We start from the raw sequence: 22,244 nt of genomic DNA, 5'->3' as shown, positions 1-22,244 counted from the left end.
ATATGGCGTAGTGATCGAATATTCATGAAATCCTCACTTCACCTGTTTAGGGATTGACAGGGGCAAAAAATGCAGATAAAGTACATTTGTACTAACTCAGCCCCTCTGGAGACTCAAGCAATGTCCATCGGTCTTACCACTCCTCCCCCAACGTTTGTGGCAACCAAAGTGGATCAAGCCTATTGCAACCAACGCCAGCGGTATCAAAAGCGCAAACTCCGTATGGCAATTCGGTATCGACGGCGGTTAGTACTTTTGCGAGCAGCCTTCCAGAACGAGCTAGATCGGGCCTTAAGTGCCAAACTGCAAAAAGGCTTGGGGTTAAAAATTTGCCTTAGTGAGCAAGCGGAACATCAGGCCCATTTCATGGCTCAATTTGAATTTGAGGGACAACAGTGGGTATTGACCTGTCAGCGTCATTTTTGGCGTTGTGATTGGTTTTTTACCAATACTGATCAAAATCGGGTAGTGCGCTGTAACCATCGCACGTTAGAGCGTCGCCTCTGCTATGCATTAGGACATTGTCGAGCCTTATCCCCTAATTTCAAAGCGGCTTAGAGCCGATATGATAGGGACGTTCGGTTTGCCACAGTTTTTATGAACGACCAGGATAGGTCCTCCTCCGATGCCCCGTTTTGCCTGCTGTTATTTGTCAAAAACCCTATCCCTGGCACTGTTAAATCTCGATTAGGACGAAGGATTGGGTTTGAAGCGGCTGCTGCGCTCTATCGCTGCTTTGCTAGGGATTTACTCCTCACCACTCAACAACTGGGGATAGACCAACTTATTTTCTATGCCCCGGCAGAAGCGGAAATGGTGGTTCAGGATTGGTTAGGTTCTGAATATACTTATCTTTCTCAGCAAGGGGATGATTTAGGCGAGCGGATGGCCCATGCCTTTACCACCTGTTTTGAGAGGGGATATGGCGGCGCTTTAATTACGGGCAGTGATAGTCCTGATTTGCCCCTGTCCTATTTGCAGAATGGACTCAATGCCCTGAAGCGGCAGCACATCGTGATTGGTCCTAGTAATGATGGTGGATACTATACCCTGGGGTTTACCCCTGAGACTTTTACCCCTGACGTTTTTTCAGATATGCCCTGGAGTACAGAGACGGTCTTTGAGCAGACCCTCCAGCGCCTCCAACCTCGTCCAGTCCACCAACTGCCGACTTGGTATGATGTCGATACATTAGAAGATTTACGCCACTTCCACCAAAGACTATCCCCAGCTGGCGTCCAAACAGAGAGTATGGCTTTTCTTCAGCAACATCTTGACCTTTTGGGCCACGATGAAACCTGAACTTTCTATTGTTATTCCTGTGTTGTATGAAGGGGCGAATATTTTGCTCCTGGCTGATCATCTCAAGGCCATTGCCGGGGATAGGGTTTATGAAGTCATTGTGGTGGATGGTGATCCAGAGGGCTCAACCCTGCAATATCTGCCCCCCGACATCCAAGGGATAACGGCTGCAGCGGGTCGAGGAACGCAGATGAATGCCGGGGCTAAACTAGCTCAAGCTTCAACCCTGCTGTTTTTACATGCGGATACCAGACTGCCCCAGACGGCCCTATCCCAAATCTGCAGGACTCGGGAGCAAGCGACTGCGGGGGCGTTTGATCTGGGGATTGATAGTCCTAAAGCGAGTCTGCAGTGGATCAGTCGGGTTGCCTCTTTGCGATCGCGTTTCACGCGCATTCCCTATGGTGACCAGGCTATTTTTGTTGATCGAGCCACGTTTATGCGAGTGGGTGGCTTTCCCAATATCCCGATTATGGAAGATGTGGCTCTGATGCAGCAGCTCAAACGGCAGCGGATTCCGATTCAAATTGTGCGCGATCGCGTTTTGGTTTCGCCTCGGCGTTGGGAACAAGAAGGCATTCTTCGCTGTACCCTGCGGAATTGGATGTTGTTGGGGCTTTACACCTTGGGAGTCAGCCCTCATCGTTTATGGCGCTGGTATAGACCCCCTTCTCTGCCAAAATCTGGGCTTAAAAATTAGTTATATTTTTGGGGGATAAAGAAAAACAAATGGTTTGGCGTGATACACTCTCGACTTAAAACGAACCCCTGGAACAAGCCAGACGATGCTTGTCGTCACAAAGGCTGACCCATGTCGCTCAACATAATTCACCATCACGTTGTAGAGCCAAACCCATGAAACTATCATTACGCCCCATTGTTCAATTACTCGCTGTTGCGGCCTCTGCCACGTTTGCAGTGGGAGCTACTGTCCCAGAGGCCCGAGCCGCTACTTTTAGTGAGAAAGAAATCAATCAGTCTAAGTTTGTTTTAGTCGCCGCCCCCATCGGCAATGGCAATATTCACCAACTCCTGATCCTGGAACAAATTTCTACTGAAAAAGAATGTTGGAGTGAAAGTGGCAGCAATCCCGTCGTCATTGATCCGCTTTTGCTGAACTTTGACTTCACCGGTTTGTGTAGCCGCAGCGTCGATCAAAATGGTTACTCGATTCGTGTGGACGGTGACGATTTGGGAGGCCGATATTTGGTCCAAATCCGTAAGACTGACACGGATATGGTGCTGATGGGAATTCCTGATTCTAAAGCCGGAGGTGATCAGGAGATTGAATTGGGTCGGACCAACGGCAAAACAACAGGATTTGCCAAAATTGCCCTCAATCCTGACTGGCGGTTGACCAAGCGAGCATTCAAAAAGAAAACCCTAGGTCATGTCTATATCTCTAAGGGGATTAGCGCTGTGCCGTTTCCCGATGTTGAAAATGACATTTACCTCAAAGATATTAGTCAGGCCGTTGCCCTCAAGTTTATTGCCGGATTTGAGGATAATACCTTCCGTCCGCTAGAATCCCTGACCCGTGAGCAATTGGTGTCTATGATTCTGGAGTCCCTGAAGAATATTCCTGGGGTGAGCTTTACCGTGCCTAGTCAGGCCAGCAGTAATCCCTATCCTGATGTGGAAGCAGGTCGTTGGAGCGCAGCCAAGATTGCGTTTGCTCAGCAAAACGATATCGTCAAGGGTTATCCCGATGGGACCTTCCAGCCGACTCGTAAAGTCACCCGAGCAGAAATGATGGCAGTCCTTAAGAACGCCGCCATTTATGCTAAATCCTTAGGCGGACTTGATACGCAACTGGCCGTGAAGCAACCCCCTACTAATTTCACGGATACCAGTGGTCATTGGGCAGTTGACGTGATTACGGAAATGTCTAGCTATTGTGGAGTTGCCTCTCCCCTAAATGAAAAGGGTTTGGCCTTTACCCCGAATCAATCGGCTCAGCGAAACTATGCAGCAGCAGCCACCTTGCGTACCCTCAACTGCGTGAAAGCAGATGCATCGACGGGTGCATCGCCTGCTCCAGCTGGAGCACCATCGGAACCATCGGTTGCCCCAACTGTGCCGTTACCATCGGTTCCCAAGCCATCAGTACCGACTACTCCGTCTGTACCGGATGCGCCCACGGTTCCTCCTGCGGATTCCAATATCGCTCCAACTGTGCCGATGCCATCCGTTCCTAAGCCTTAGGACTCCGACTCACAATCTCGAATGTCGTCTCTACTGATAGAGCAATGCTTCCTTCGTAGAGTGCTGTATCCCATGGGAAGGTATAAAAACGGCTCAGCCTCAACTTTTTGTCAGGGCTGAGTCGTTTTCTTTAGGAGGTATTTTGGGTCTGTTAAAGACTGTTAGTTCTCAAAGGTCTGACGGGGCACCCATGACTGAGCACCTCACTAATACTGGTTCTCAGAAAAAAATAGTTTCCGTAAATCCACTCAGGTGGATAAACGAATGAGCTTGTTAGGATGGCGTTTGCCTCAGGGGTTCTGCTCCCTGGCTCCTCGCGAGCCCTCCTGGGGCTAACTTTGTTTTGATTACGTTACATCCTGTCTTCTTCTCGGCCAGATCCTATGATGAAAGAAGAGATGTAAGTGATGAAAAGTTCCTAAGTGTTGTAGGACAATGAATTGTTCTACATGATTGGGTTATGGATACGCTGCCCACCACCTTGATTACTCCCCACAGTGGTTATCACTGGGATGGTAGTCAGCGACGATTTTTTGAAGGCTGGTATTACCGGGTGACTTTGCCGGAGCTGGATCAGACCTTCGCCTTTATGTATTCCATTGAGGATCCGATAGGGGGCCAACCCTATAGCGGTGGGGCAGCCCAGATTTTAGGCCCTGAGGATACTTACTTTTGCCGGACTTTTGCAGATGTTAGCCAGTTTTGGTCTTGGGGGGCTCCTGTTGGTATGGGACCCTTAGGGCTGGGCCATTGGAGTCGTGGGATTCCGGGCTTACAGCCTCAGTTGCTAGAGCCAGACGAGTTTGATCGACAAATCACCCAAGGCTATCAGGGCACTCATACTTGGCATCAAGGCCATCTGCGAGATCCGGGGACGGGGCAAGCCGCCCATTGGGCCTATCGGATTCAGCCGGTTTATGGCTGGGGAGAGGTGGGTAAGACTTCGCGATCAACGGCAGGACTGCTGTCTTTTTTGCCGATTTTTGAGCCGGGTTGGCAGGTGATGATGGCCCATGGATGGGCGACGGGGTGGATTGACTGGCAAGGCCAGCGATATGTATTTGAAAATGCCCCGGCCTATGCGGAGAAAAATTGGGGTGGTGCCTTTCCCCAGAAATGGTTTTGGATCAATTGCAATTGTTTCGAGGATCAGCCCGATTTGGCGTTAACAGCGGCGGCTGGACGTCGAGGGGGTGCTGTGGTGGATGGAATCTGTGGGGTTGATTGGGATTCATCATCAGGGTCAGTTTTATGAGTTTGCCCCCTGGAATTCTGAGATCTCTTGGTCGGTGACCCCCTGGGGCGAATGGACGATGACGGCCCGTAATTCGGAATATGCGGTGGAGATTTGGGCGAGTTGCGATCGCAACGGCACTCCCCTCCGTGCCCCCACTCAGAATGGCCTGATTTTTATCTGTAAGGACACCATGCATGGCCGTGTCACCCTCACTTTAAAGCGCTATCATCAGCAAGGAACGACCCTGCTCTTGAAAGCCCATAGTCATCTCTGTGGGTTGGAGGTAGGAGGAAGACCTTGGCAGACGGCATGGATTGCGGAAGAGGCTGCTTCTCAACCCTTGGATTCTGCGCCTTGGGGACTGGTTGCGACTTAGAACGCTGTTTATCTAGCCCACCTGTACGCCATCTCTAAGTTACAGAGGCAGTCACAGACAATGGTTTACACTGAGATTTGCGACTCTAAGTGGTTTTAAGGTGGAATTAGACCGATCCCCATAGCATATGAGCAAAGAATTGATAGGTCCAGCAATATGGTGATCCGACTGTATCTTGTGGCGGCTGGTTTAGGGATAGCCCTGATTGGCCTTGGGGGACAGCCGTCTTTGGGGCAGACCCCTGAAACAGCTGTGCCAGAACCTAAACTGAACCGCGACTCCTCCTTGTTGAGTTTGCCCACTCAAGAGTCAGATGTAGAGATTAATCTCAATCAGCCCCTCGCTCTCCAACAGGCTTATGAGTTAGCCCTGCGCAATAATCTGACCCTACAAGTGACCGAGCTACAGCTGCAGCAAAACCAGAGTTTTTTGACCCAGGCTAAAGCCGCCAACTGGCCCACCGTGAGTGTGCAGTCAGCCTTGACCCGGACGGATTCTGCTAATTTTCTGCTCAACCAAACGCCAATTCAGGTGGATGCGGCGGCTCAACTTCAAGCTCAGCAGCGAACGTTGCAAAGTTTGCAAACCCAGCAGTTTCAGTCCCAACAGGAACTGTCTATCGATATTCAGCAACTGCAGTCCCGGCTACAGCAGGATCAAAACCAGAGTCAACAGCAAATTTTTGATCAGCAAATTCAGCAGCTGCAGTTGCGTGCCAATACTAGCGCGACGCCCTTTGCGATTACGAATGTGGCACCTTTGCAGCCCATTGCTGCAGTGCCGATTAGTCAAGGGAACAGTGGAGGCATTTCGAATCGAATTCAAGGGACGGTATCGGCTACCTACAATATCTATACTTCCGGGTTTCGGTCGGGGCAAATTGGGGCAGCTAAGGCCCAGGTCAAAATTTCTGAGTTAGAGCTGAAGCGACAGCTTGAGCAATTGCGCTTGGATGTGGCTAATGACTACTACAATCTTCAACAATCGTCAGCCCTGATTACTGTGTCGAAGGATGCGGTGCGGAATGCGGAGGCTAGCCTTGAGGTCGCTAGGGTTAGGGAACAGGCTGGGCTTGGTACCAAATTTGATGTGCTGCAGTCGGAAGTTCAGTTAGCCGATACGATCCAAAATGCCACCCAGGCCGAGAATTTACAGAAGATTGCCCAACGCCAACTGGCCCAGCGGCTCAATGTGAAAGAAACCGTCAACCTGTCGGCTGCGGATCAGGTCAATATTGCTGGCGGCTGGCTGTTGACCTTAGAAGAAAGTATTGTGTTGGCCCTCCAAAATCGGGTGGAACTGGCGCAGCTCCTCAGTCAACGTCAGTTGGCTCAGCAGCAGCGTCGCGTTGCTCTGGCAGCAAATAAGCCCCAACTGCAGGCCTTTGCCAGTGCGGAAGTGGTAGAAGGGCTGGATGATGGTGTGTCCGGTGCGTTTGGCTATGCGGTCGGCTTGCAAGTGTCCATCAACTTTTTTGATGGAAAAGCGGCTAAATCTAGGGCGGCACAGCAGGAAGAAAGTATTGCGATCGCAGAAACCCAATTTGCCGATACCAAAAATGATCTGCGGTTTGAAGTAGAGCAAGCCTATTCCGATCTGCAGTCGAATTTACGCAATATTAATACGGCCCAGAGCAGTGTTCAGTTGGCAGAGGAAAGTTTGGCCTTAGCGCGGTTGAGATCGAGCGCCGGGATTGGCACTCAGCTAGATGTGACCAGTGCTGAAAACTCGTTGACTCAGGCAAAAGGTAACTTAATTTCCGCTATTTTGAACTATAACCGAGCTTTAATTTCCCTCCAGCGGGCCACTAGCTATGCGCAACCCGTCAGTGGGGTGACACCTCCAGGAGGTTAAGGGTGCGCGTTCTCATTTGGTTTCGCAATGACTTGCGGCTCCATGACCATGCCCCGCTGCATCAGGCGGTGCGTTCTAATGCGGATGTGATTCCCTGCTACTGCTTCGATCCACGCCAGTTCGGTCAAACGCCTTTTGGCTTTCCCAAAACAGGACCGTTTAGAGCCCAGTTTTTGCTGGAGAGTCTGGCGGATTTGCGTCAATCCTTGCGGGCTAAGCAGAGCGATCTGATCCTGCGCCAGGGCCATCCTGAAACGATTCTGCCTGAGCTAGCGCAAGCGTTGAATGTCGATGCAGTGTATTTCAACCGTGAGGTTACCTCTGAAGAGGTGGAGGTCGAAAACCATCTGCGCAAAGCTTTAGCCGACCTAGGGATTGATTGCCTAAGGTTTTGGAGCAGTACCCTCTATCACCCAGAACAGCTGCCCTTTCCGATTCGAGAGCTGCCGGAGGTGTTTACCCAGTTTCGTAAGCAGGTAGAAAAATCAGCTAAGCCTAAACCCCCGTTCCCGACACCACAGACTTTATCGGCACTGCCAGATTCTGAGCCAGGTGAGCTGCCCCAACTGGAAAACTGGGGATTATCCACTGCTCAGCCAGACTCCAGGGCGATGATTCGGTTCTCAGGTGGAGAAACGGCAGCACTGGAGCGATTGCAGGACTATCTCTGGGAGCAAGATTGTCTAAAGCAGTATAAGGAAACCCGTAACGGGATGCTGCAGCCCAATGATTCCACGAAGTTCTCGCCTTGGTTAGCCTTGGGCTGTGTATCGCCGCGCTATATTCACCAGCAGGTGCAGGCCTATGAGCAAGAGCGAGTCAAAAATAATTCTACGTATTGGCTGATTTTTGAGCTGATCTGGCGAGATTATTTTCGGTTTATTTGTGCCAAGCATGGCAAGGGAGTCTTTCGCCTGTCGGGGTTGCAGGGGCTGGCGTTGCCGTGGCAAGACAATCGAGAAACCTTCGAGAAATGGCAAACAGGCCAAACAGGATTCCCGTTAATTGATGCCAATATGCGGGAGTTAGCAGCAACGGGGTTTATGTCCAATCGGGGACGGCAGAATGTGGCCAGCTTTTTAACCAAGAATTTGGGGCTGAATTGGCAAATGGGGGCTGAATGGTTTGAATCCTGCCTGATTGATTACGATGTGTGCAGCAATTGGGGCAATTGGAATTATGCGGCGGGGGTGGGGAATGATGCCCGTGGATTCCGATTTTTTAATATTGTGAAACAGGCGAAGGATTATGACCCCCAGGGGGATTATGTGCGCCATTGGTTACCGGAGTTAAAGACTGTGCCGGGGGGACAGGTACAGACGCCTTGGCAGTTAACGGCGTTGGAGCAAGAGATGTTTGGGTTGACGATTGGCAAGGATTATCCAGAGCCGATGGTGGATTTGTGGCAATCGGCGAAGGTGAATGAACAGATTTATAACCGAGTAGTGAATCGATAGAAAGCCCATTGTTTGCTTAATCTGCTTGGATTACTGAAGTTTAAGTTAGGGACTTATCTTGGCAAGGTTTGGGTTGTGGGTCCGCTTTGGCAAGATCGGTGGCATATTTCTCAGGTAGGCGAATCATTTCGAAGCCATCTTTGATCGTTCCTTTCCAAGCCTGTCTGGCCTCATAGCCACTTTTATCTTTATCTTCTAGATGGAGGTGAGCCCGAATTAGAAGTGTTTGATTGTCTGACGCTTGGATGGGCTTACTTGTACTAGAGAAAGGCTGTTGATCATCATGACTAATGTCAAAATGGGGGCGATCTAATAGCTCCTGATCTTCACTTAGGATTTCCCACCAATCCACATACTGATTACAACCTTCTGTAGGACCATAAAGATTGGCCTTGAAGGTATATTTACCCCGTTCTTCAGATGCTTCAGGCTGCTCTACAATCACTGCGCCATTGATTAATCTAGGTTTTTTTTGCTCAGCCCAAAGAGTCAAAAGTTTGATCTGGGCTTTCACTTTCCAAGATTCTGGGCAATATCTCAGGGCCTTTAATGACTGCCCCCAGTCGTTTAGATAGGCATATTTTACAGAAATTGCTTCCATAACACGTTCGGCATTAGCTGCTTCTGCAGCTTTTAGAATCTTCTTTAATCCTTCCTGGGCGAGTTTGGGGTCATTGATTTGACCATAGGCGGCTGCAATCGCTATCAGGGCAATGGATTTGGAATATGGGTCATCAATTTTTTCGGCCCTTACTTGCATTAGATTTAAATCTTTTTTGATGGATTGATGGTCAGTCTCATGAATCAACACAGATGTAAATTGACTAAAAAATTGAGCCTGACTCCCTGGAAGATCAACATATTGGGTCACCATATCCATCGCTTTTTGTTTTTTGCCATCTTTGGCAAAAGCAATCGCTGCACTGACTGCATCTTCATCGCTAACTCTATCTAAGGGGCCACCCATTGGATTCACCAAGGCCCACCGCACCTGCTGCATTTGTCCTGCCGGGATATACCATAGCCAACCTAAAAACACAGAAATCCCTAAACAAACTGCCATCAATGCCCCCGTAAATCCCTGCACTCGCCGCCAGCTTAAAGCCAACAGTTTTTCTTTTTGGGGCCGTTTGGGGCCCCAGGTTAAATAGGGCTTTTGCTGTTTAATCGACCACAACTCCCGTGGACCAAAGAGATAATGCCCACTGCGTTTATTTCCCAACCATTCATTGACTCGTCGATCCAAAAGCTGATTCGCCTGATCTGCCGCCGATAGCTCACGACCCGCCTGTTTGAGTAAGGATGGAATTAAGCGTTCATGGGCCAGCTCATACCCCACTTCTTGCTGCTGTCGGTTGATTGGGGTAATCAGCCGTACATCTCCCCGTTCCAACCATCTCACCGCTTCGCGCACCTCTTGAGAAGAGAGAGACCCCGTTAATTTTTGCTGTAATTCACTGACCGTTAAAACCCCTGCCCGCACCTGCCGTTCCAAATCCGTTAGGGCCAACAATACTTTCAAGGCAGCCTGTCGCTGTCCCTCCGAGACCCGAGCCATCAAGGCTTTATCCAAGAACCGCATCAACAGCCCTTCCACCCCCCCAAACTTCTGGAAAGCTTGACGATTAAAGGCCCGCAACTCCGAGGCATTTTGGCGTTCAATCATCCAAGCCAAAATCTGCACATCCACCGGAGAAATCAGCCCATCTTCCCGACCTGCCAACTCTTGCTCTGCCAGCTCCATCACAAAAGATTCCTCAAACCAGAGATTTTCTGTTTGAGCAATCACCGCCAATACCTGGGTCGCTTCAGCAGGCGTAAACTTGGCTAACTGAAACACATCCTGGGGACCGAGGTCAAAGTGGAGTGCCTTCTGGATTTCTACAATATGGAAAAACAAATCTGAACGAATCGAAACCAGAATCTTCACTGGCGGAGTGGGCTGTTTGTACCATGCCATTAACCCTTGCAAAAAGGGCTGACGATCCTCGGGCTGCTTGGCATGGACATACCATTGCTCAAACTGGTCCAAAAACAGGACCACAGGCTTGTCCGCAGCAGCCACCGCTTGAGTTAAAAGCACTAAGAAGGGATGTGCATCCGGTTTAGTGGTCAGCCACTCCATCGGAATTTCGAGCTGCTCAGCTAATGCCTGCCGAATGGCAGCCAACGGTTCTTGGTCCGAAAACCGCACATACACACCGCAGAATTCACATTCGGGTCTCAGAAACTGAGGTAAAATTCCAGCTTGTAAAACAGAGGTCTTCCCACACCCCGACTCTCCTACTAAAATTCCAAATCGGAAGTCAGAGCTAGTGATCACTTCTACACAAGTTTGGAGCAATCGTTCTCGCTGCAATCGGGCAAAAATTTCTGCATCGTCTTGGCTAAAGGGTCGCAGTCCCTTAATCGCTTTGCGCTCTGCTAAATCTTCGAGGTTAGGGGGCTGAGTTCGAGGCAGGGTTTTGAGGGCAAACCCCAAAGCCACTAAAATGATCAACCCCACCCCACCCCATAGCAAAAAATGAGAAGGCAGTTTGATATTCTGGCTTGATGAATTGATTGAGCTGATCTCGACCGAAATGAGTTAATAGTGCTAGCCCTACTCCTACTAAAACCAACAGCATGTACCAATTGCGCTGTCGGACTAACTCCGCGATCCAGCGAAGCAACTGAGCCATTGACTCCGTTGCAGACTTCAAAAAATGCTCTGGTGGAGGGGGGAGGAGTTTCAGAACCCATAATTTAAGTGGATTTGGCAAGATTACCTTATTTAATCCTGAAATCATGGGTAAAGTATCTTTTGTCAGGATATTTTTAAGATAGCTTCAAGCCAAAAAGTGACGAATAAAAACCCCAAAATCTATCTAAAATTTGGCCATCAATGGTGATGATTAGTCGTTCATTTTTTGTCAAACCCTAAGCTAAAGAAAAGCTGCACCCTCCCTAGCCAAGCCGTAGATAAAGATACAATCTCGATAATATGCCGCAGTCCTTGTGCCCAAGCCACTATGCCTGACCCTGCCCAATCCAATGTTGAATATAAAGTCATCAACCAACAGGTCTATAACATCCAGTTGATGGATCGGCAGGTTGAGACCAAAATTCAATTTGTTTCCGAAAACCCCAACGACGCCACCATTAGCAAATATGTCGCTCTAGAGCATTGCTTTAGCGATCAAGAATGTGATGCCATCGAAACTTACTTTTCCAAAGTCAAAACCATGACCGGAGAAGTGGGCGGTAAAGCGGTCCACAAAGCAACCCGCGACAGCACCCTACGCTGGTTGCGGTTAAATGAATACCCAGATAGCGTGTGGATCTACGAAAAAATCATGAACCACGTTGCTCAGGTTAATGCTGACAACTGGCAGTTTCGGCTAGATGGATTTGAAAGCTCTATTCAACTCACGGAATATGAACCCGGTGGCCATTACACCTGGCATCAAGATATTGGCTCTCGGCGGAGTGGCTTGCGGAAGCTGTCTGTCTCAGTGCAGCTCTCAGCCCCTGATACCTACGTAGGCGGTGGACTAGAACTCCATGCCACCCAAAAGCCCGTCCTGATGCCTCGCTCCCGGGGCACCCTCGTCATTTTCCCTAGCTATACCTTGCATCGTGTTACCGCTATGACCGCAGGAATGCGCCGTGCCCTCGTCACCTGGATTGGTGGATTAGAAGCCTATCGATAGCGCTAATTTTAGGTGCAATAACTTAGGTGCAAAAACAATAAATAGGTGTGAACTTACAGCGGCTTTCGGGCCGGCACACCCACTCGTCGCGGAAATTTGGGATCGGTGGGTTGGGTTTTGCGGAGATAGATACAGTGCCGGATGCCTGGAGAATGGGGCATTGTCACAGGCAATACCGCCACGACCTCTCCTCCAAGTTTGGATGCTACAGCCTTTAATCCCTCCTGCTCTTCCGTTGTCCATTGGCCGCGATACAGCACGGCATAGCCTTGCAAGGCTAATAAAGGGAGTGCATATTCAGCGCAGACTGAGGCTGGACCCACGGCTCTAACGAGGGCCAGATCAAAGGATTCTCTATAGGGAGACTGTTGGCCTAGATTTTCAGCACGATCGCAACACCCCTCCACATTCTCCAACCCCAGGTCAGCCGTTGCCTGTTCTAGAAAGGTCAGCTTCTTTTGGGTAGAGTCGAGTAGAGTAATGGGCCAGGTCGGTTTGATGATTGCGATCGGTAAACCCGGAAACCCACCCCCTGTACCAATATCGATCACCCGCATGGCTTGGTTGAGGTCTGTAGATAAGCTCGCTAGGTCTTGGAGCCAAGTAGGTATAGGAGAGCCAGGCGGCAACCAAGGCGCAATACCCACGAGAGAATCCCACAGGTGTTTTTCCCAGAAGTCTTGGGGATCCGTAATTCGAGTGAGATTAAGCTGCTGATTGGCCTGCAGAATTTGCTGAAACAAGCGTTCAAACTGCTGTTCCTGCTCCGAGGTCGGTTGCCAGCCCAAGGTTTGCAGCCACACGTCAGATCGATTGGGTAATGTGCGGTCGCTCATAGGTTGTCCGTCTGGATCTAGTTCTATAGATTAGAAATCGTTTGGGCCATTTGGAAATCCATTTCCGTCAGTCCCCCCGCATCATGGGTAGTGAGGGTAATATCGACCCGGTTATAGCTGATATAAATATCGGGGTGATGGCCTGCGGCTTCAGCAGGGTCTACCAGGCGATTGACAAAAGCCATAGCCGCCAAAAAATCCTTGAACTTGCGGGTGATTTTGAGGGATTGGCCGTCTACGGTCCAACCGGCGAGGGACTGTGCCCGTTCACGAATGGTCGCATCATCTAACCTTGCAGCCATGAGAAACCTCCAATCTGAATGTTGTGGGTCTGCCGCGCCAGGGCGACTAGGATTCTTTCTTCTTCTTTAGTTTGACATGAATGTCGTAGCGGGTACTCCACTCATTGTTAATGGCTGTCGTCACGCCAATTGTTTCAATCCCTTGCATAAATTTTGTGGTGTCTGGCGTCAGTTTTGGCAGTAGGGGATTGGTGTCTAGCAATCCCAGCATGCGCGGCATATCAATATAGAAATTGCCGTTATTGGGGTCCAAGTCTGAAGTAGTGGCCCCTTTAAAGCTCGCGGCTTGGGTTAAATTTGTCTTCGGAGCCGGGAGCAAGCGGTTGGCGATGGGAGCCCCAAGGGTAAAAAAGGCCACATCATTATCTAACCAGCCATGACTGGCAATGGGGAGTCCGGGAGGCACCTTCCAGTTCGTTACGGTTTTCTTCCCCACTTTGGATTCAGTCACTAGAAAATTAAAGCGATCGCGCATGGCCTCATCGAGGGCTCGAAAGGCCTGATTGGCGGTGGTCCGATCTTTGGCCTTCGCTAAGAAAACGATCCCGACCCCTTTTTTATCCTTGGTTTGGGCAGGGATGATGGCGGTAGAGAACTCTCCATCCATCCAGCTAACAAACTGGTTATTGAAGTCAATGCCCGTGCGTTTGCTCAGGTCATCATTCCAAGCTTTGGGATTGAGGGGAAACACCAGTTTGGCTAAATTTCCCTGGGCATAGTCCCGCCAGACCTGTTGGAAATTCCCTCCCGAGGTCATCAATAACGTATCGTCGGGTAAATGTTTGGCAATATCTTTAGCCTCGTTTTTGGTCTCTAAGGTGTCTTTGGCATCGGGCTTTAGCCAAGAGATCGCCTTAAATTGGATGCCATCATTGACTACCATCAGGGTTGAGCCAATTCCCTGGACACTCTGAATGCGTTCCTGGCTGGCTGGGGATAAGGGCACTCGACTCATCTGAGCCGCGGCAATGGGGACATTAATATAGACCTTTGCGATCGCAGCATCGTTTTCGATTTCTTTGAGGGCCTCTTGATAGCGGGGCACATCGGCTAAGGCGGGCTTCCCTTTATGGGTATCGATAACGGCGTTGATGGGGGCATCGGCGGACGTAAACACTAACCAGCGATTATCTAACGTGGCAAAACCATAGCGTTTGCCATCCTCTGCATCAAATTCATACACCTTTGTTTCTTTATAGGTGCGCGTATCTGTCGAATTAGCAGCAGTCAGCTTATTTTGAAAGACTTTTTCAAATTGGCCTTGATCTCGAATGGGCACTATCCAAATGGTGGCTTGTTGGCTTTGCTCCTCCACCGATTCCACCGTGGGGGGCAACAGAGCCATGGTCAGTTGATTGGCGGCCCAGGGCTGGATATTGGCTTTATAGGACAGGCCATTGGGTTTCAATACGTCCGTCTCTAGTTGCTGGAGCCGGTCTTGCAACGTCTTTTGAGTGTCAGGGGTGCCGAACTGGGCGATTTGTTGCCATTGGTTACCCCCGGTATTGAGGGTGACGCTCAACATCACATCTCTGGGCACTACTTTGGAACCCAGGGGTAAAGGCCCCGCTTTCTCTTCACCTTGAAGCAGAAAGAACGCGAGGGTACCGCCTACCACCAGCAACGCTGCGCCACCCAATGTCAACATCAAAGTCCGTGACTGGTTTTTTTGCGGCTTCCGCTTGGCCAGCTTAGATCGGTTGGGTCGGGTCGGTCGAGTGGGTCGTTCGCTCATGGTTGAGTTAAATCCAAGGTGTAGAGGTCAGTATGCACAACTTCACTAACTTAGGTAAAGCCTGCGATCGCAATTAGGAATCAGCCAAATCCCTAGGTGTCCCCATGATTGATCGGTCATTATTCATCTATGCAGACGGCAATAACCAGAAGATGTCCATCGCATTTTAGAATAGTTTCGTTTTATTGCCCCTAAAATCACCGGACACTGCGAATGAGAATACCTGGCTAGGGGGATGGTCAGGCTGATTCAAGAGATGTTGACTCTCAATTCATCACTCCTTTTGTGGATTATTGGCCTCAAAAAATGAGAATAAGTACAACTTTTTATCGGTAAATTCTATCTTTGCCCTTGCTGAAATAGAGGTTTCTTGCTACAAATTACAGGTAATTCAACCTAGTAAAACAGGGATATTCGAGTGACTTTCGTTCATAATCCCCCTGATCAAAATCGACATTCTGAAGCGATTCAATTGCCATCTCCAGACATGATGTTGGCAACTGCTCGTGAGGCATATCAATCCTATTGCCAGATCCATATCGATGCACAGCCTCCTGTTGGGGTGGCAATGGATCGGAATACAGGGCGCGGACAACTGATTTTTTCGGAGCAACCCATCTTGCTGCCCCATGAATGTTTTATCTCTGCTGAACAAATCGAAATCGACGAGTCATCTCAACCCGAAGATATCGAACTCAATTAGAGAGTGGGTATCCTGCCTATAGGAGTGGAACTTCTCTGGCAGAGGTTTTCTCCCTTCAAACATCAAGGAGAAGCACTCAAAAGATAGCCGTGATCCACCCTGGGATCTGGATATCTGTGCGCATAAAGGTATGAGTTGGGCAGAAATCTTTATCTATGGACTGGTGATTAGCCTGGGGGCTTCGGTCGGTAGCTTTTTGAATGTCGTAATTTATCGGCTACCCGAGGGCTTATCTTTACTCCATCCCCCCTCTCGCTGCCCTAAATGTCACACCCCACTGAAGCCTTATGACAATATCCCTGTTCTAGGTTGGCTGTGGCTTCAAGGCAAATGTCGCTATTGTAAAACCCCGATAGCTAGTCGGTATCCCTTAGTTGAAGCAGCCACAGCCTGTATGTTTCTGGGGATCTTCTTGGTTTTTGGCTATCAACTACAGACCTTGGGCTATTGGCTGTTTGCCAGCGTGCTCATTTCCCTGGCTCTGATTGATTTAGATGTGATGTTACTGCCTAATCCCCTGACCCAGTTAGGTGTGATCTCAGGCATTACGTTTCAGACTCTAGTCGGTTGGCATCAAAATGGTCTTGTGGGGGCGGCCCAAGGGTTTACCTTCGGTGCTTTAGGAGTAATTGTTGGGATCTGGCTGATTGATGTGATTGGTTTCCTGGCCCACCTGGCTTTTGGCCGTGTCGCCATGGGCGGCGGCGATAGCAAACTGATGGCGATGATTGGTGCTTGGTTAGGATGGCGATATGTCTTGCTAACCCTATTTCTCTCCTGTCTAGTCGGTTCAATTGTGGGGCTAGGAGGTCGAACTTTTGGCAAGATCGGCCGATTTCAGTACATTCCTTTTGGCCCATTCCTTGTGCTGGGAGCATTGCTTTGCATGATGTGGGGGGCTCACATTTGGACGGGCTATCAGCAGGGGATTTTGTGGCTGTATGGCTGGATGGGAATTGAATTAGGGTGAGTTTTGGTCTCTTGCCCCCTGAGGTTGGGGCCAGACATGATAATCCCTAAACTCCGATGGAGAACCGGAGTATACTAGGTCCAAGGCTGTCGTTGCCTCAGGGGGGCTTGCCCTGTGGAATTGTCATGTAAATGTGAATATGCGGTGTTGGCATTACTGTCTCTGGTGGATCACTACCCTCAAGGGGAGCCGCTACGAATCCGCCAAATTGCAGCCCAACAACATATTCCCGATCGATATTTAGAACAGCTCCTGGCAATCCTGCGTCGTTCAGGTTTAGTCTGTTCGCAGCGGGGGGCTCGCGGCGGATATTTATTGGCCCGTGAACCCTGGAAAATTACCCTTCTAGAAATCATTAACTGTATAGAAGGGAGAGACGCACAACCGAACGCCCTGCCTCAACCGGGACTGACGACGGAGAAAGCCGTGGTCCAGGAACTGTGGCAAGAAGCAGATCAGGCGGCGAGTCAGATCCTCAAGAATTGTACGTTGCAAGATCTTTGCGATCGCAGAGATGCTAAAAAACAAATTGACTTAATGTATTACATCTAAACTAAGGGCAGGCCTCAGATGCCTGAGCTGCGCTTCCCCCCTTGACCGAACTGATAAGCAGAGACTTTCACTATGCGTATTGCCCACGATATTACTGAACTGATTGGTAAAACGCCGCTCATTCAACTCAATCGCATTCCCAAGATGGAAGGGTGCCTTGCCAAAATTATTATCAAGCTGGAGAGCCTCAATCCGTCCTCTTCAGTGAAAGATCGGATTGGTAGCAATATGATTGCTATTGCTGAAAAGCAAGGACTGATTCATCCTGGCATCACGGTATTGGTGGAACCCACCTCTGGTAATACGGGGATTGCCTTAGCAATGGTGGCGGCGGCCAAAGGCTATCGCCTGATTTTAACGATGCCGGAAACCATGAGTGCCGAGCGACGGGCGATGCTGCGGGCCTATGGAGCTGAGCTAGAACTGACCCCTGGAACAGAAGGGATGCGGGGCTGTATCGAACGGGCCCAGGAGCTAGTGGATACTCTCCCCAATGCCTATATGCTGCAGCAGTTTCGTAATCCAGCTAATCCCCAAATTCATCGCCAAACCACAGCAGAGGAGATTTGGGCCGATACCGATGGCAAAGTAGATTTCTTAATTGCCGGAGTGGGAACGGGGGGTACCTTGACCGGGGTGGCAGAAGTTTTAAAAGCTCGGAAGAAATCGTTTCAGGCGATCGCAGTGGAGCCGGAAGGCAGCCCGATCTTATCCGGTGGATCACCTGGTCCCCACAAAATTCAAGGGATCGGGGCGGGATTTATACCTCCCGTTTTAAAAGTGGATCTGATTGACGAAGTGATTCTGGTCAATGATGACGATGCCATCGCTTATGGTCGGCGGTTAGCGCGGGAAGAAGGGTTGCTCTCGGGCATCTCATCCGGGGCAGCCCTATGCGCGGCGATCCAAGTGGCGAAACGACCTGAAAATAAAGACAAATTGATTGTGATGATTCAGCCTAGCTTTGGTGAGCGCTATCTCAGTACACCCCTGTTCCACGATGCCGAATCTCATTAGCGGTTTGAATTTGTGCGTGCCGCTAGTGTGAGTCAGCGGTGAGCAGGATAAGAGCTTGTAGTTCTTATCCTGCAGATCAATTACATCTCGCGAACGATGGGAGTTCCATCTTTAATCTCACCGATTAAAACAATATCGGTCATGCCCACAAAGATGCCGTTTTCCAGCACGCCTGGAATATTGTTGATGATTTTCTCCAGCTCAGGAGGATTGGGAATGGCGCTGAAGGTGACATCCAATACCATGTTGCCCTGGTCGGTAATCACGGGACCATCTTTTTTGATGCCCATGCGGAGTTCAGGCTTGCCGCCGAGCTTTTCTAAGGCTTTGACGACCGGTGCGATCGCCATGGGTAATACCTCTACAGGCACGGGGAAAGTCGATCCCAATTTATCGACAATTTTGGATTGATCCACCACCACAATAAATTGCTCGGCCAGGGAATCCACCACCTTCTCGCGGGTATGGGCAGCGCCTCCGCCTTTAATCAAATTTTTCTGAGGATCGACTTCATCGGCCCCATCAATGCCGATATGAATCCGATCGACTTCATCCAGAGTAGTTAAGGGGATGCCATATTGCTTGGCCAATACGGAGGCTTGAAAGGAGGTGGGAATGCCTTTGATATCGGTTAATTCACCTGACTTAATCCGATCACCCAAAAACTGAATCGCGAAAGCCGTGGTGGACCCGGTTCCCAACCCGATTACTGAGCCAGACTGAACCCGATCTGCTGCGGCTTTGCCCACCTGTTGTTTCATTAACTTAACGGGATCAACTGCGCTCATATCTGAACCTCCAAAAAAAGCTGTTTGTGAAAAACTCACGATTTCTAGCATGACCCAAAGCGGTCCCTCTGCCTAGCCCATTTCCCTGGAGGAATAGACCTTAAGAACCTTAAAATGGCCGTTGCTTCTGTTCAGCGCTCCTGAGATTGGGGTGGATCCGATTCAGTGTATAGTAAAGGGGATGTTACAGAAAAAGCTTCATTCTCTTGATTAAGTGAAGGTTATGAGTTCCTTTGGATCTTCTTATACTCACCATCTAGAGCAACGTTGACATCAAAAGATAAGCTTCTTGTTCCAATTACATATTGAGCTGGGTTAGTGGGTTTTCTCCTCTAATTCACAGCGTTTTTCAGAACATTTTTGGTTGTCCTGTCATTCCTCCCTACCCTTATGCGACTTGTTTTTCTTGGCCCACCGGGTTCTGGCAAAAGTACCCAAGCAGCATCTTTGGCTGCCCGCTGGCGGATTCCCAGCCTGTCTACGGGGGATCTGTTGCGAGATGCGATGGCCAAAGGCCGGTTGGAAACCATCGCATCCCAATCTGACTTAGGTAAACAAGCCCAAGCCCAAATGGAAGCGGGAGAACTCGTGCCCGATCAGCTGATGGTTGACCTGATGCGGGAAAGCTTTGGCGCGCCCGCCACCCAGCATGGCTGGATTTTGGATGGGTTTCCTCGTAATCTGGCTCAGTCCCAGGCTCTGGATACCTTACTGCAAATTATGGGACAACCCTATGGGCAGGTGGTGTACTTTGATGTTCCCGAAAATAAACTCGTGGATCGGATGCTAAAGCGAGGTCGACAGAATGATAGCAAAGACCTGATCCGACAGCGTTTGCAGGTTTATAACGAACAGACTGTCCCGTTAATTGACTTTTATCGGCGTCGGCAATGTTTGGTGGAAATTGATGGCAGTCTGTCTCCCCAAGAGATTACGGATGCGATTTCATCTGTGATTAAGCCCTTGGCCATCGTTTAGACAACAAGCCAGTATAATAGGTAAAAATACTTAAGAAATTGCAGCTTGGCGGCAATATCACCATTCAGCCTTGTCAGCTCATGTGTCTTCGGTTGAGATTAGCCTGAGATGACCTCAGGTCTAAGGATTGAAAAACTCCTAGAGCAATAAAGACAAAATGGTACGATAGCCAGGCTAGCCCGTTATAACTCTTCACATTGACCCATTTAAGGAACAGCTTCTATGTCAACATTCCCTATTAATTTAAAAGCTTATAAACCGCTTACCCTGGACGCTAGCAATCCCAAACTCACCCCAGAGCAACGGGATGCTCTCAAAGCGAATATTCAGCTTTGCCGTGATGCCATTGTATTTTTTACCGCTACTGGTGCAGCCAGAGGCGTGGGCGGACATACGGGTGGACCCTACGATACTGTCCCCGAAGTCATGATTTTGGATGCTCTCTTTCGGGGGAGTTCTGACAAGTATGTTCCTATCTTTTTTGACGAAGCTGGACACCGAGTCGCTACGCAATACTTGATGTCTACTTTAGAAGGCTCCTTGCCTGCTGAGCAGTTGATGAACTATCGGGGTGCCAACTCCACCTTACCGGGACACCCTGAACTGGGTCTTACCCCTGGCGTTAAATTCAGCTCGGGCCGTTTGGGACATATGTGGCCCTATGTGAATGGTGTTGCTCTCGCGAATCCTGGCAAAACGGCTTTCTGTTTGGGGTCAGATGGATCTCAGCAAGAAGGCAATGACGCTGAAGCCGCTCGTTTAGCCGTTGCTCAGCAGATTAATGTCAAACTCCTAATTGATGATAACGACATCACTATTGCCGGTAGCCCTTCCGACTATCTGCCTGGTTTTAGCGTCAAAAAGACTTTAGAAGGTCACGGCCTCAAGGTTCTAGAAGGCGATGGCGAAGATGTTGACGGGCTCTACGCTCGCATTTGTGAAGCCATAAACACCCCCGGTCCCGTGGCTGTCATCAACAAGCGGGCCATGTGCGTGGGTATCGATGGCCTGGAAGGGTCTAACCACGGTCATGACGTGATTTCTGTGGATGCCGCCCTCAAGTATCTAGAGACTCGGGGCCATTCTGATGCGGTTGCCAATCTGAAGAGCGTTGTCAAACCCAGTCAGGACTATACCTTCCTTGGGGCCTCTGAGAAGTACGACTCCAACCGGAATGTTTTCGGTGATGCGGTGGTGGACGTCCTCAGCGGCATGAGCGACGCCGACCGTAAAGCTAAGGTGCTCGTCGTCGATAGCGACTTGGAAGGCTCCTGTGGTCTCCACAAGATTCGGGCTGCTAATCCTGAAATCTTTATCAGTGGTGGTATTCAAGAGCGGGGTAACCTCTCTGCGGCGGCTGGTTTCGGTATGGCTAAAGGCAAGCAGGGCATCTTCGCTACTTTCAGTGCCTTTTTGGAGATGTGTATCTCTGAAATCACCATGGCTCGCTTGAACAAGTCCAACTTGCTCTGTCACTTCTCCCATGCGGGAATTGACGACATGGCGGATAATACCTGCCACTTCGGTATCAACAATATGTTTGCCGATAATGGTCTAGATGATGGTTATGAGACTCGGCTCTATTTCCCTGCCGATGCTAACCAAATGAAGGCCTGTGTGAAGTCGGTGTTTAACAATGCTGGACTCCGGTTTATCTTCTCCACTCGGTCTAAGGTGCCCCTCCTTACAGATACCAAGGGTGGTGAGCTGTATGCAGGGAACTACACCTTTACCCCTGGCAAAGACGAAGTGGTTCGCGAAGGGACTGCGGGCTATATTGTCAGCTTTGGTGAAGCCCTCTATCGGTCTTTGGATGCCGTTGAGCGCCTGAAGAAAGAAGGCATTGATGTCGGTCTAATCAACAAGTCCACCCTCAATGTGGTGGATGAAGACATGATGAAGAAGATTGGGGCAACCTCATTTGTGGTTGTGGTTGAGTCTTTCAACCGTCGGACTGGTCTAGGTAGCCGCTTTGGATCTTGGTTGCTAGAGCGTGGGTTATCTCCTAAGTTTGCTTACTTGGGTACCCATGAAGAAGGTTGCGGTGGTCTTTGGGAACAGTTCCCTCATCAGGGAATTGACCCCGCTGGCATTATGAAGACAGTTAAGTCTCTCGCTAGCTAATCTCAATTAGATTCAATCTTGGAATATCTCCCTGACTGATGTTGGGGAGATATTTTTTTTCCCTTGCCGACATAAGCAATGAGTAATGGGGAGCATGTCACCTTTGCAATCTAGTA

General features: G+C 49.7%; 19 protein-coding genes and 1 pseudogene. 14 read left to right on the top strand and 6 right to left on the bottom strand.

Translation table 11 applies throughout. The features are described 5' to 3' along the window. Positions 1-120: 120 nt before the first annotated feature. The 7 genes and pseudogenes from HRE53_RS09990 to HRE53_RS09960 all read left to right on the top strand — a co-directional run bounded on the left by HRE53_RS09990 (position 121) and on the right by HRE53_RS09960 (position 8,431). The gene (locus tag HRE53_RS09990; protein WP_235110244.1) at positions 121-558 is read left to right on the top strand and encodes a hypothetical protein; all 438 of its coding nucleotides are present in this window, start codon (positions 121-123) and stop codon (positions 556-558) included. A gap of 39 nt (positions 559-597) precedes the next feature. Then, positions 598-1,302 carry a TIGR04282 family arsenosugar biosynthesis glycosyltransferase gene (locus tag HRE53_RS09985; RefSeq protein WP_235110241.1) on the top strand — a complete coding sequence of 235 codons (705 nt, stop codon included), beginning with the start codon at positions 598-600 and terminating at the stop codon, positions 1,300-1,302. Next, positions 1,292-2,002, top strand: a complete 711-nt coding sequence (locus HRE53_RS09980; protein WP_235110239.1) for a TIGR04283 family arsenosugar biosynthesis glycosyltransferase — start codon at positions 1,292-1,294, stop codon at positions 2,000-2,002. Before HRE53_RS09985 ends, HRE53_RS09980 begins: the two co-directional genes overlap by 11 nt. Positions 2,003-2,157: 155 nt before the next feature. Next, positions 2,158-3,507, top strand: a complete 1,350-nt coding sequence (locus HRE53_RS09975; RefSeq protein WP_212663294.1) for a DUF3747 domain-containing protein — start codon at positions 2,158-2,160, stop codon at positions 3,505-3,507. Positions 3,508-3,967: 460 nt separating this feature from the next. Continuing rightward, positions 3,968-5,120: pseudogene (locus tag HRE53_RS09970) on the top strand (tocopherol cyclase family protein). A 156-nt stretch (positions 5,121-5,276) separates the two neighbouring features. Beyond that, on the top strand, positions 5,277-6,974 hold the full coding sequence (locus HRE53_RS09965; RefSeq protein ID WP_235110238.1) for a TolC family protein: 1,698 nt from the start codon (positions 5,277-5,279) through the stop codon (positions 6,972-6,974). A gap of 2 nt (positions 6,975-6,976) precedes the next feature. After that, entirely contained in the window at positions 6,977-8,431 is a 1,455-nt protein-coding gene (locus HRE53_RS09960) for a DASH family cryptochrome (protein ID WP_235110237.1), read from the top strand. A gap of 40 nt (positions 8,432-8,471) precedes the next feature. On the opposite strand, the gene HRE53_RS09955 is transcribed toward HRE53_RS09960, so the two are convergent. Both HRE53_RS09955 and HRE53_RS09950 read right to left on the bottom strand, forming a co-directional pair. Next, positions 8,472-10,937: an ATP-binding protein gene (locus HRE53_RS09955; protein ID WP_235110236.1), complete on the bottom strand. Its 2,466-nt coding sequence runs from the start codon at positions 10,935-10,937 to the stop codon at positions 8,472-8,474. Further along, positions 10,870-11,112 (bottom strand): hypothetical protein, encoded by a 243-nt coding sequence (locus HRE53_RS09950; protein WP_235110235.1) that lies wholly within the window; start codon positions 11,110-11,112, stop codon positions 10,870-10,872. The genes HRE53_RS09955 and HRE53_RS09950 overlap by 68 nt, the downstream gene beginning before the upstream one ends. 330 nt (positions 11,113-11,442) lie before the next feature. Here HRE53_RS09950 and HRE53_RS09945 point away from each other — a divergent pair, with 330 nt between their 5' ends. Beyond that, positions 11,443-12,123: a 2OG-Fe(II) oxygenase gene (locus HRE53_RS09945; RefSeq protein ID WP_235110234.1), complete on the top strand. Its 681-nt coding sequence runs from the start codon at positions 11,443-11,445 to the stop codon at positions 12,121-12,123. A 53-nt stretch (positions 12,124-12,176) separates the two neighbouring features. Here the strand turns inward: HRE53_RS09945 and rsmG are convergent, their stop codons facing one another. From rsmG to HRE53_RS09930, 3 genes are read right to left on the bottom strand one after another with little or no spacing between them, the layout of a single operon-like run. Beyond that, positions 12,177-12,959: a 16S rRNA (guanine(527)-N(7))-methyltransferase RsmG gene (gene rsmG, locus HRE53_RS09940; protein WP_235110233.1), complete on the bottom strand. Its 783-nt coding sequence runs from the start codon at positions 12,957-12,959 to the stop codon at positions 12,177-12,179. 23 nt (positions 12,960-12,982) lie between these two features. Then, on the bottom strand, positions 12,983-13,261 hold the full coding sequence (locus HRE53_RS09935) for a 4a-hydroxytetrahydrobiopterin dehydratase (protein ID WP_235110232.1): 279 nt from the start codon (positions 13,259-13,261) through the stop codon (positions 12,983-12,985). A gap of 46 nt (positions 13,262-13,307) precedes the next feature. Further along, positions 13,308-14,996: a DUF3352 domain-containing protein gene (locus HRE53_RS09930; protein WP_235110230.1), complete on the bottom strand. Its 1,689-nt coding sequence runs from the start codon at positions 14,994-14,996 to the stop codon at positions 13,308-13,310. A gap of 418 nt (positions 14,997-15,414) precedes the next feature. On the opposite strand from HRE53_RS09930, the gene HRE53_RS09925 reads away from it, so the two are divergent. The 4 genes from HRE53_RS09925 to cysK all read left to right on the top strand — a co-directional run bounded on the left by HRE53_RS09925 (position 15,415) and on the right by cysK (position 18,238). After that, positions 15,415-15,699 (top strand): hypothetical protein, encoded by a 285-nt coding sequence (locus tag HRE53_RS09925; protein WP_235110229.1) that lies wholly within the window; start codon positions 15,415-15,417, stop codon positions 15,697-15,699. Between the two features lie 130 nt (positions 15,700-15,829). Then, a complete protein-coding gene (locus tag HRE53_RS09920; RefSeq protein ID WP_235110228.1) occupies positions 15,830-16,669 on the top strand; it encodes an A24 family peptidase in 840 nt (279 codons plus the stop codon). Positions 16,670-16,783: 114 nt separating this feature from the next. Then, complete coding sequence (locus HRE53_RS09915; RefSeq protein WP_212663284.1) at positions 16,784-17,221, top strand: Rrf2 family transcriptional regulator; 438 nt, start codon at positions 16,784-16,786, stop codon at positions 17,219-17,221. A gap of 72 nt (positions 17,222-17,293) precedes the next feature. Continuing rightward, positions 17,294-18,238: a cysteine synthase A gene (gene cysK / locus HRE53_RS09910; protein ID WP_235110227.1), complete on the top strand. Its 945-nt coding sequence runs from the start codon at positions 17,294-17,296 to the stop codon at positions 18,236-18,238. 80 nt (positions 18,239-18,318) lie between these two features. Here cysK and rpiA read toward each other — a convergent pair whose 3' ends face one another. After that, positions 18,319-19,026, bottom strand: coding sequence for a ribose-5-phosphate isomerase RpiA (gene rpiA, locus HRE53_RS09905; protein WP_212663282.1), 708 nt, complete (start codon positions 19,024-19,026; stop codon positions 18,319-18,321). Between the two features lie 390 nt (positions 19,027-19,416). On the opposite strand from rpiA, the gene HRE53_RS09900 reads away from it, so the two are divergent. Both HRE53_RS09900 and HRE53_RS09895 read left to right on the top strand, forming a co-directional pair. Further along, a complete protein-coding gene (locus tag HRE53_RS09900) occupies positions 19,417-20,004 on the top strand; it encodes an adenylate kinase (protein ID WP_235110226.1) in 588 nt (195 codons plus the stop codon). A gap of 222 nt (positions 20,005-20,226) precedes the next feature. Beyond that, the gene (locus tag HRE53_RS09895) at positions 20,227-22,128 is read left to right on the top strand and encodes a transketolase C-terminal domain-containing protein (protein ID WP_235110225.1); all 1,902 of its coding nucleotides are present in this window, start codon (positions 20,227-20,229) and stop codon (positions 22,126-22,128) included. Positions 22,129-22,244 lie beyond the last annotated feature (116 nt).

The organism is Acaryochloris sp. 'Moss Beach', assembly GCF_021497025.1.
GTDB lineage: Bacteria > Cyanobacteriota > Cyanobacteriia > Thermosynechococcales > Thermosynechococcaceae > Acaryochloris > Acaryochloris marina_A.
The sequence above is the reverse complement of the archived record's forward strand: the minus strand, read 5'-3'. Positions and strand labels throughout refer to the sequence as shown.

What these genes read in the sequence shown, in the direction of transcription:
- HRE53_RS09990 (WP_235110244.1), top strand. Translation starts at nt 121, where the DNA reads ATGTCCATCGGTCTTACCACTCCTCCCCCAACGTTTGTGGCAACCAAA.
- HRE53_RS09985 (WP_235110241.1), top strand. Translation starts at nt 598, where the DNA reads ATGAACGACCAGGATAGGTCCTCCTCCGATGCCCCGTTTTGCCTGCTG.
- HRE53_RS09980 (WP_235110239.1), top strand. Translation starts at nt 1,292, where the DNA reads ATGAAACCTGAACTTTCTATTGTTATTCCTGTGTTGTATGAAGGGGCG.
- HRE53_RS09975 (WP_212663294.1), top strand. Translation starts at nt 2,158, where the DNA reads ATGAAACTATCATTACGCCCCATTGTTCAATTACTCGCTGTTGCGGCC.
- HRE53_RS09965 (WP_235110238.1), top strand. Translation starts at nt 5,277, where the DNA reads ATGGTGATCCGACTGTATCTTGTGGCGGCTGGTTTAGGGATAGCCCTG.
- HRE53_RS09950 (WP_235110235.1), bottom strand. Translation starts at nt 11,112, where the DNA reads ATGGCTCAGTTGCTTCGCTGGATCGCGGAGTTAGTCCGACAGCGCAAT.
- HRE53_RS09945 (WP_235110234.1), top strand. Translation starts at nt 11,443, where the DNA reads ATGCCTGACCCTGCCCAATCCAATGTTGAATATAAAGTCATCAACCAA.
- rsmG (WP_235110233.1), bottom strand. Translation starts at nt 12,959, where the DNA reads ATGAGCGACCGCACATTACCCAATCGATCTGACGTGTGGCTGCAAACC.
- HRE53_RS09935 (WP_235110232.1), bottom strand. Translation starts at nt 13,261, where the DNA reads ATGGCTGCAAGGTTAGATGATGCGACCATTCGTGAACGGGCACAGTCC.
- HRE53_RS09930 (WP_235110230.1), bottom strand. Translation starts at nt 14,996, where the DNA reads ATGAGCGAACGACCCACTCGACCGACCCGACCCAACCGATCTAAGCTG.
- HRE53_RS09920 (WP_235110228.1), top strand. Translation starts at nt 15,830, where the DNA reads ATGAGTTGGGCAGAAATCTTTATCTATGGACTGGTGATTAGCCTGGGG.
- cysK (WP_235110227.1), top strand. Translation starts at nt 17,294, where the DNA reads ATGCGTATTGCCCACGATATTACTGAACTGATTGGTAAAACGCCGCTC.
- rpiA (WP_212663282.1), bottom strand. Translation starts at nt 19,026, where the DNA reads ATGAGCGCAGTTGATCCCGTTAAGTTAATGAAACAACAGGTGGGCAAA.
- HRE53_RS09900 (WP_235110226.1), top strand. Translation starts at nt 19,417, where the DNA reads ATGCGACTTGTTTTTCTTGGCCCACCGGGTTCTGGCAAAAGTACCCAA.
- HRE53_RS09895 (WP_235110225.1), top strand. Translation starts at nt 20,227, where the DNA reads ATGTCAACATTCCCTATTAATTTAAAAGCTTATAAACCGCTTACCCTG.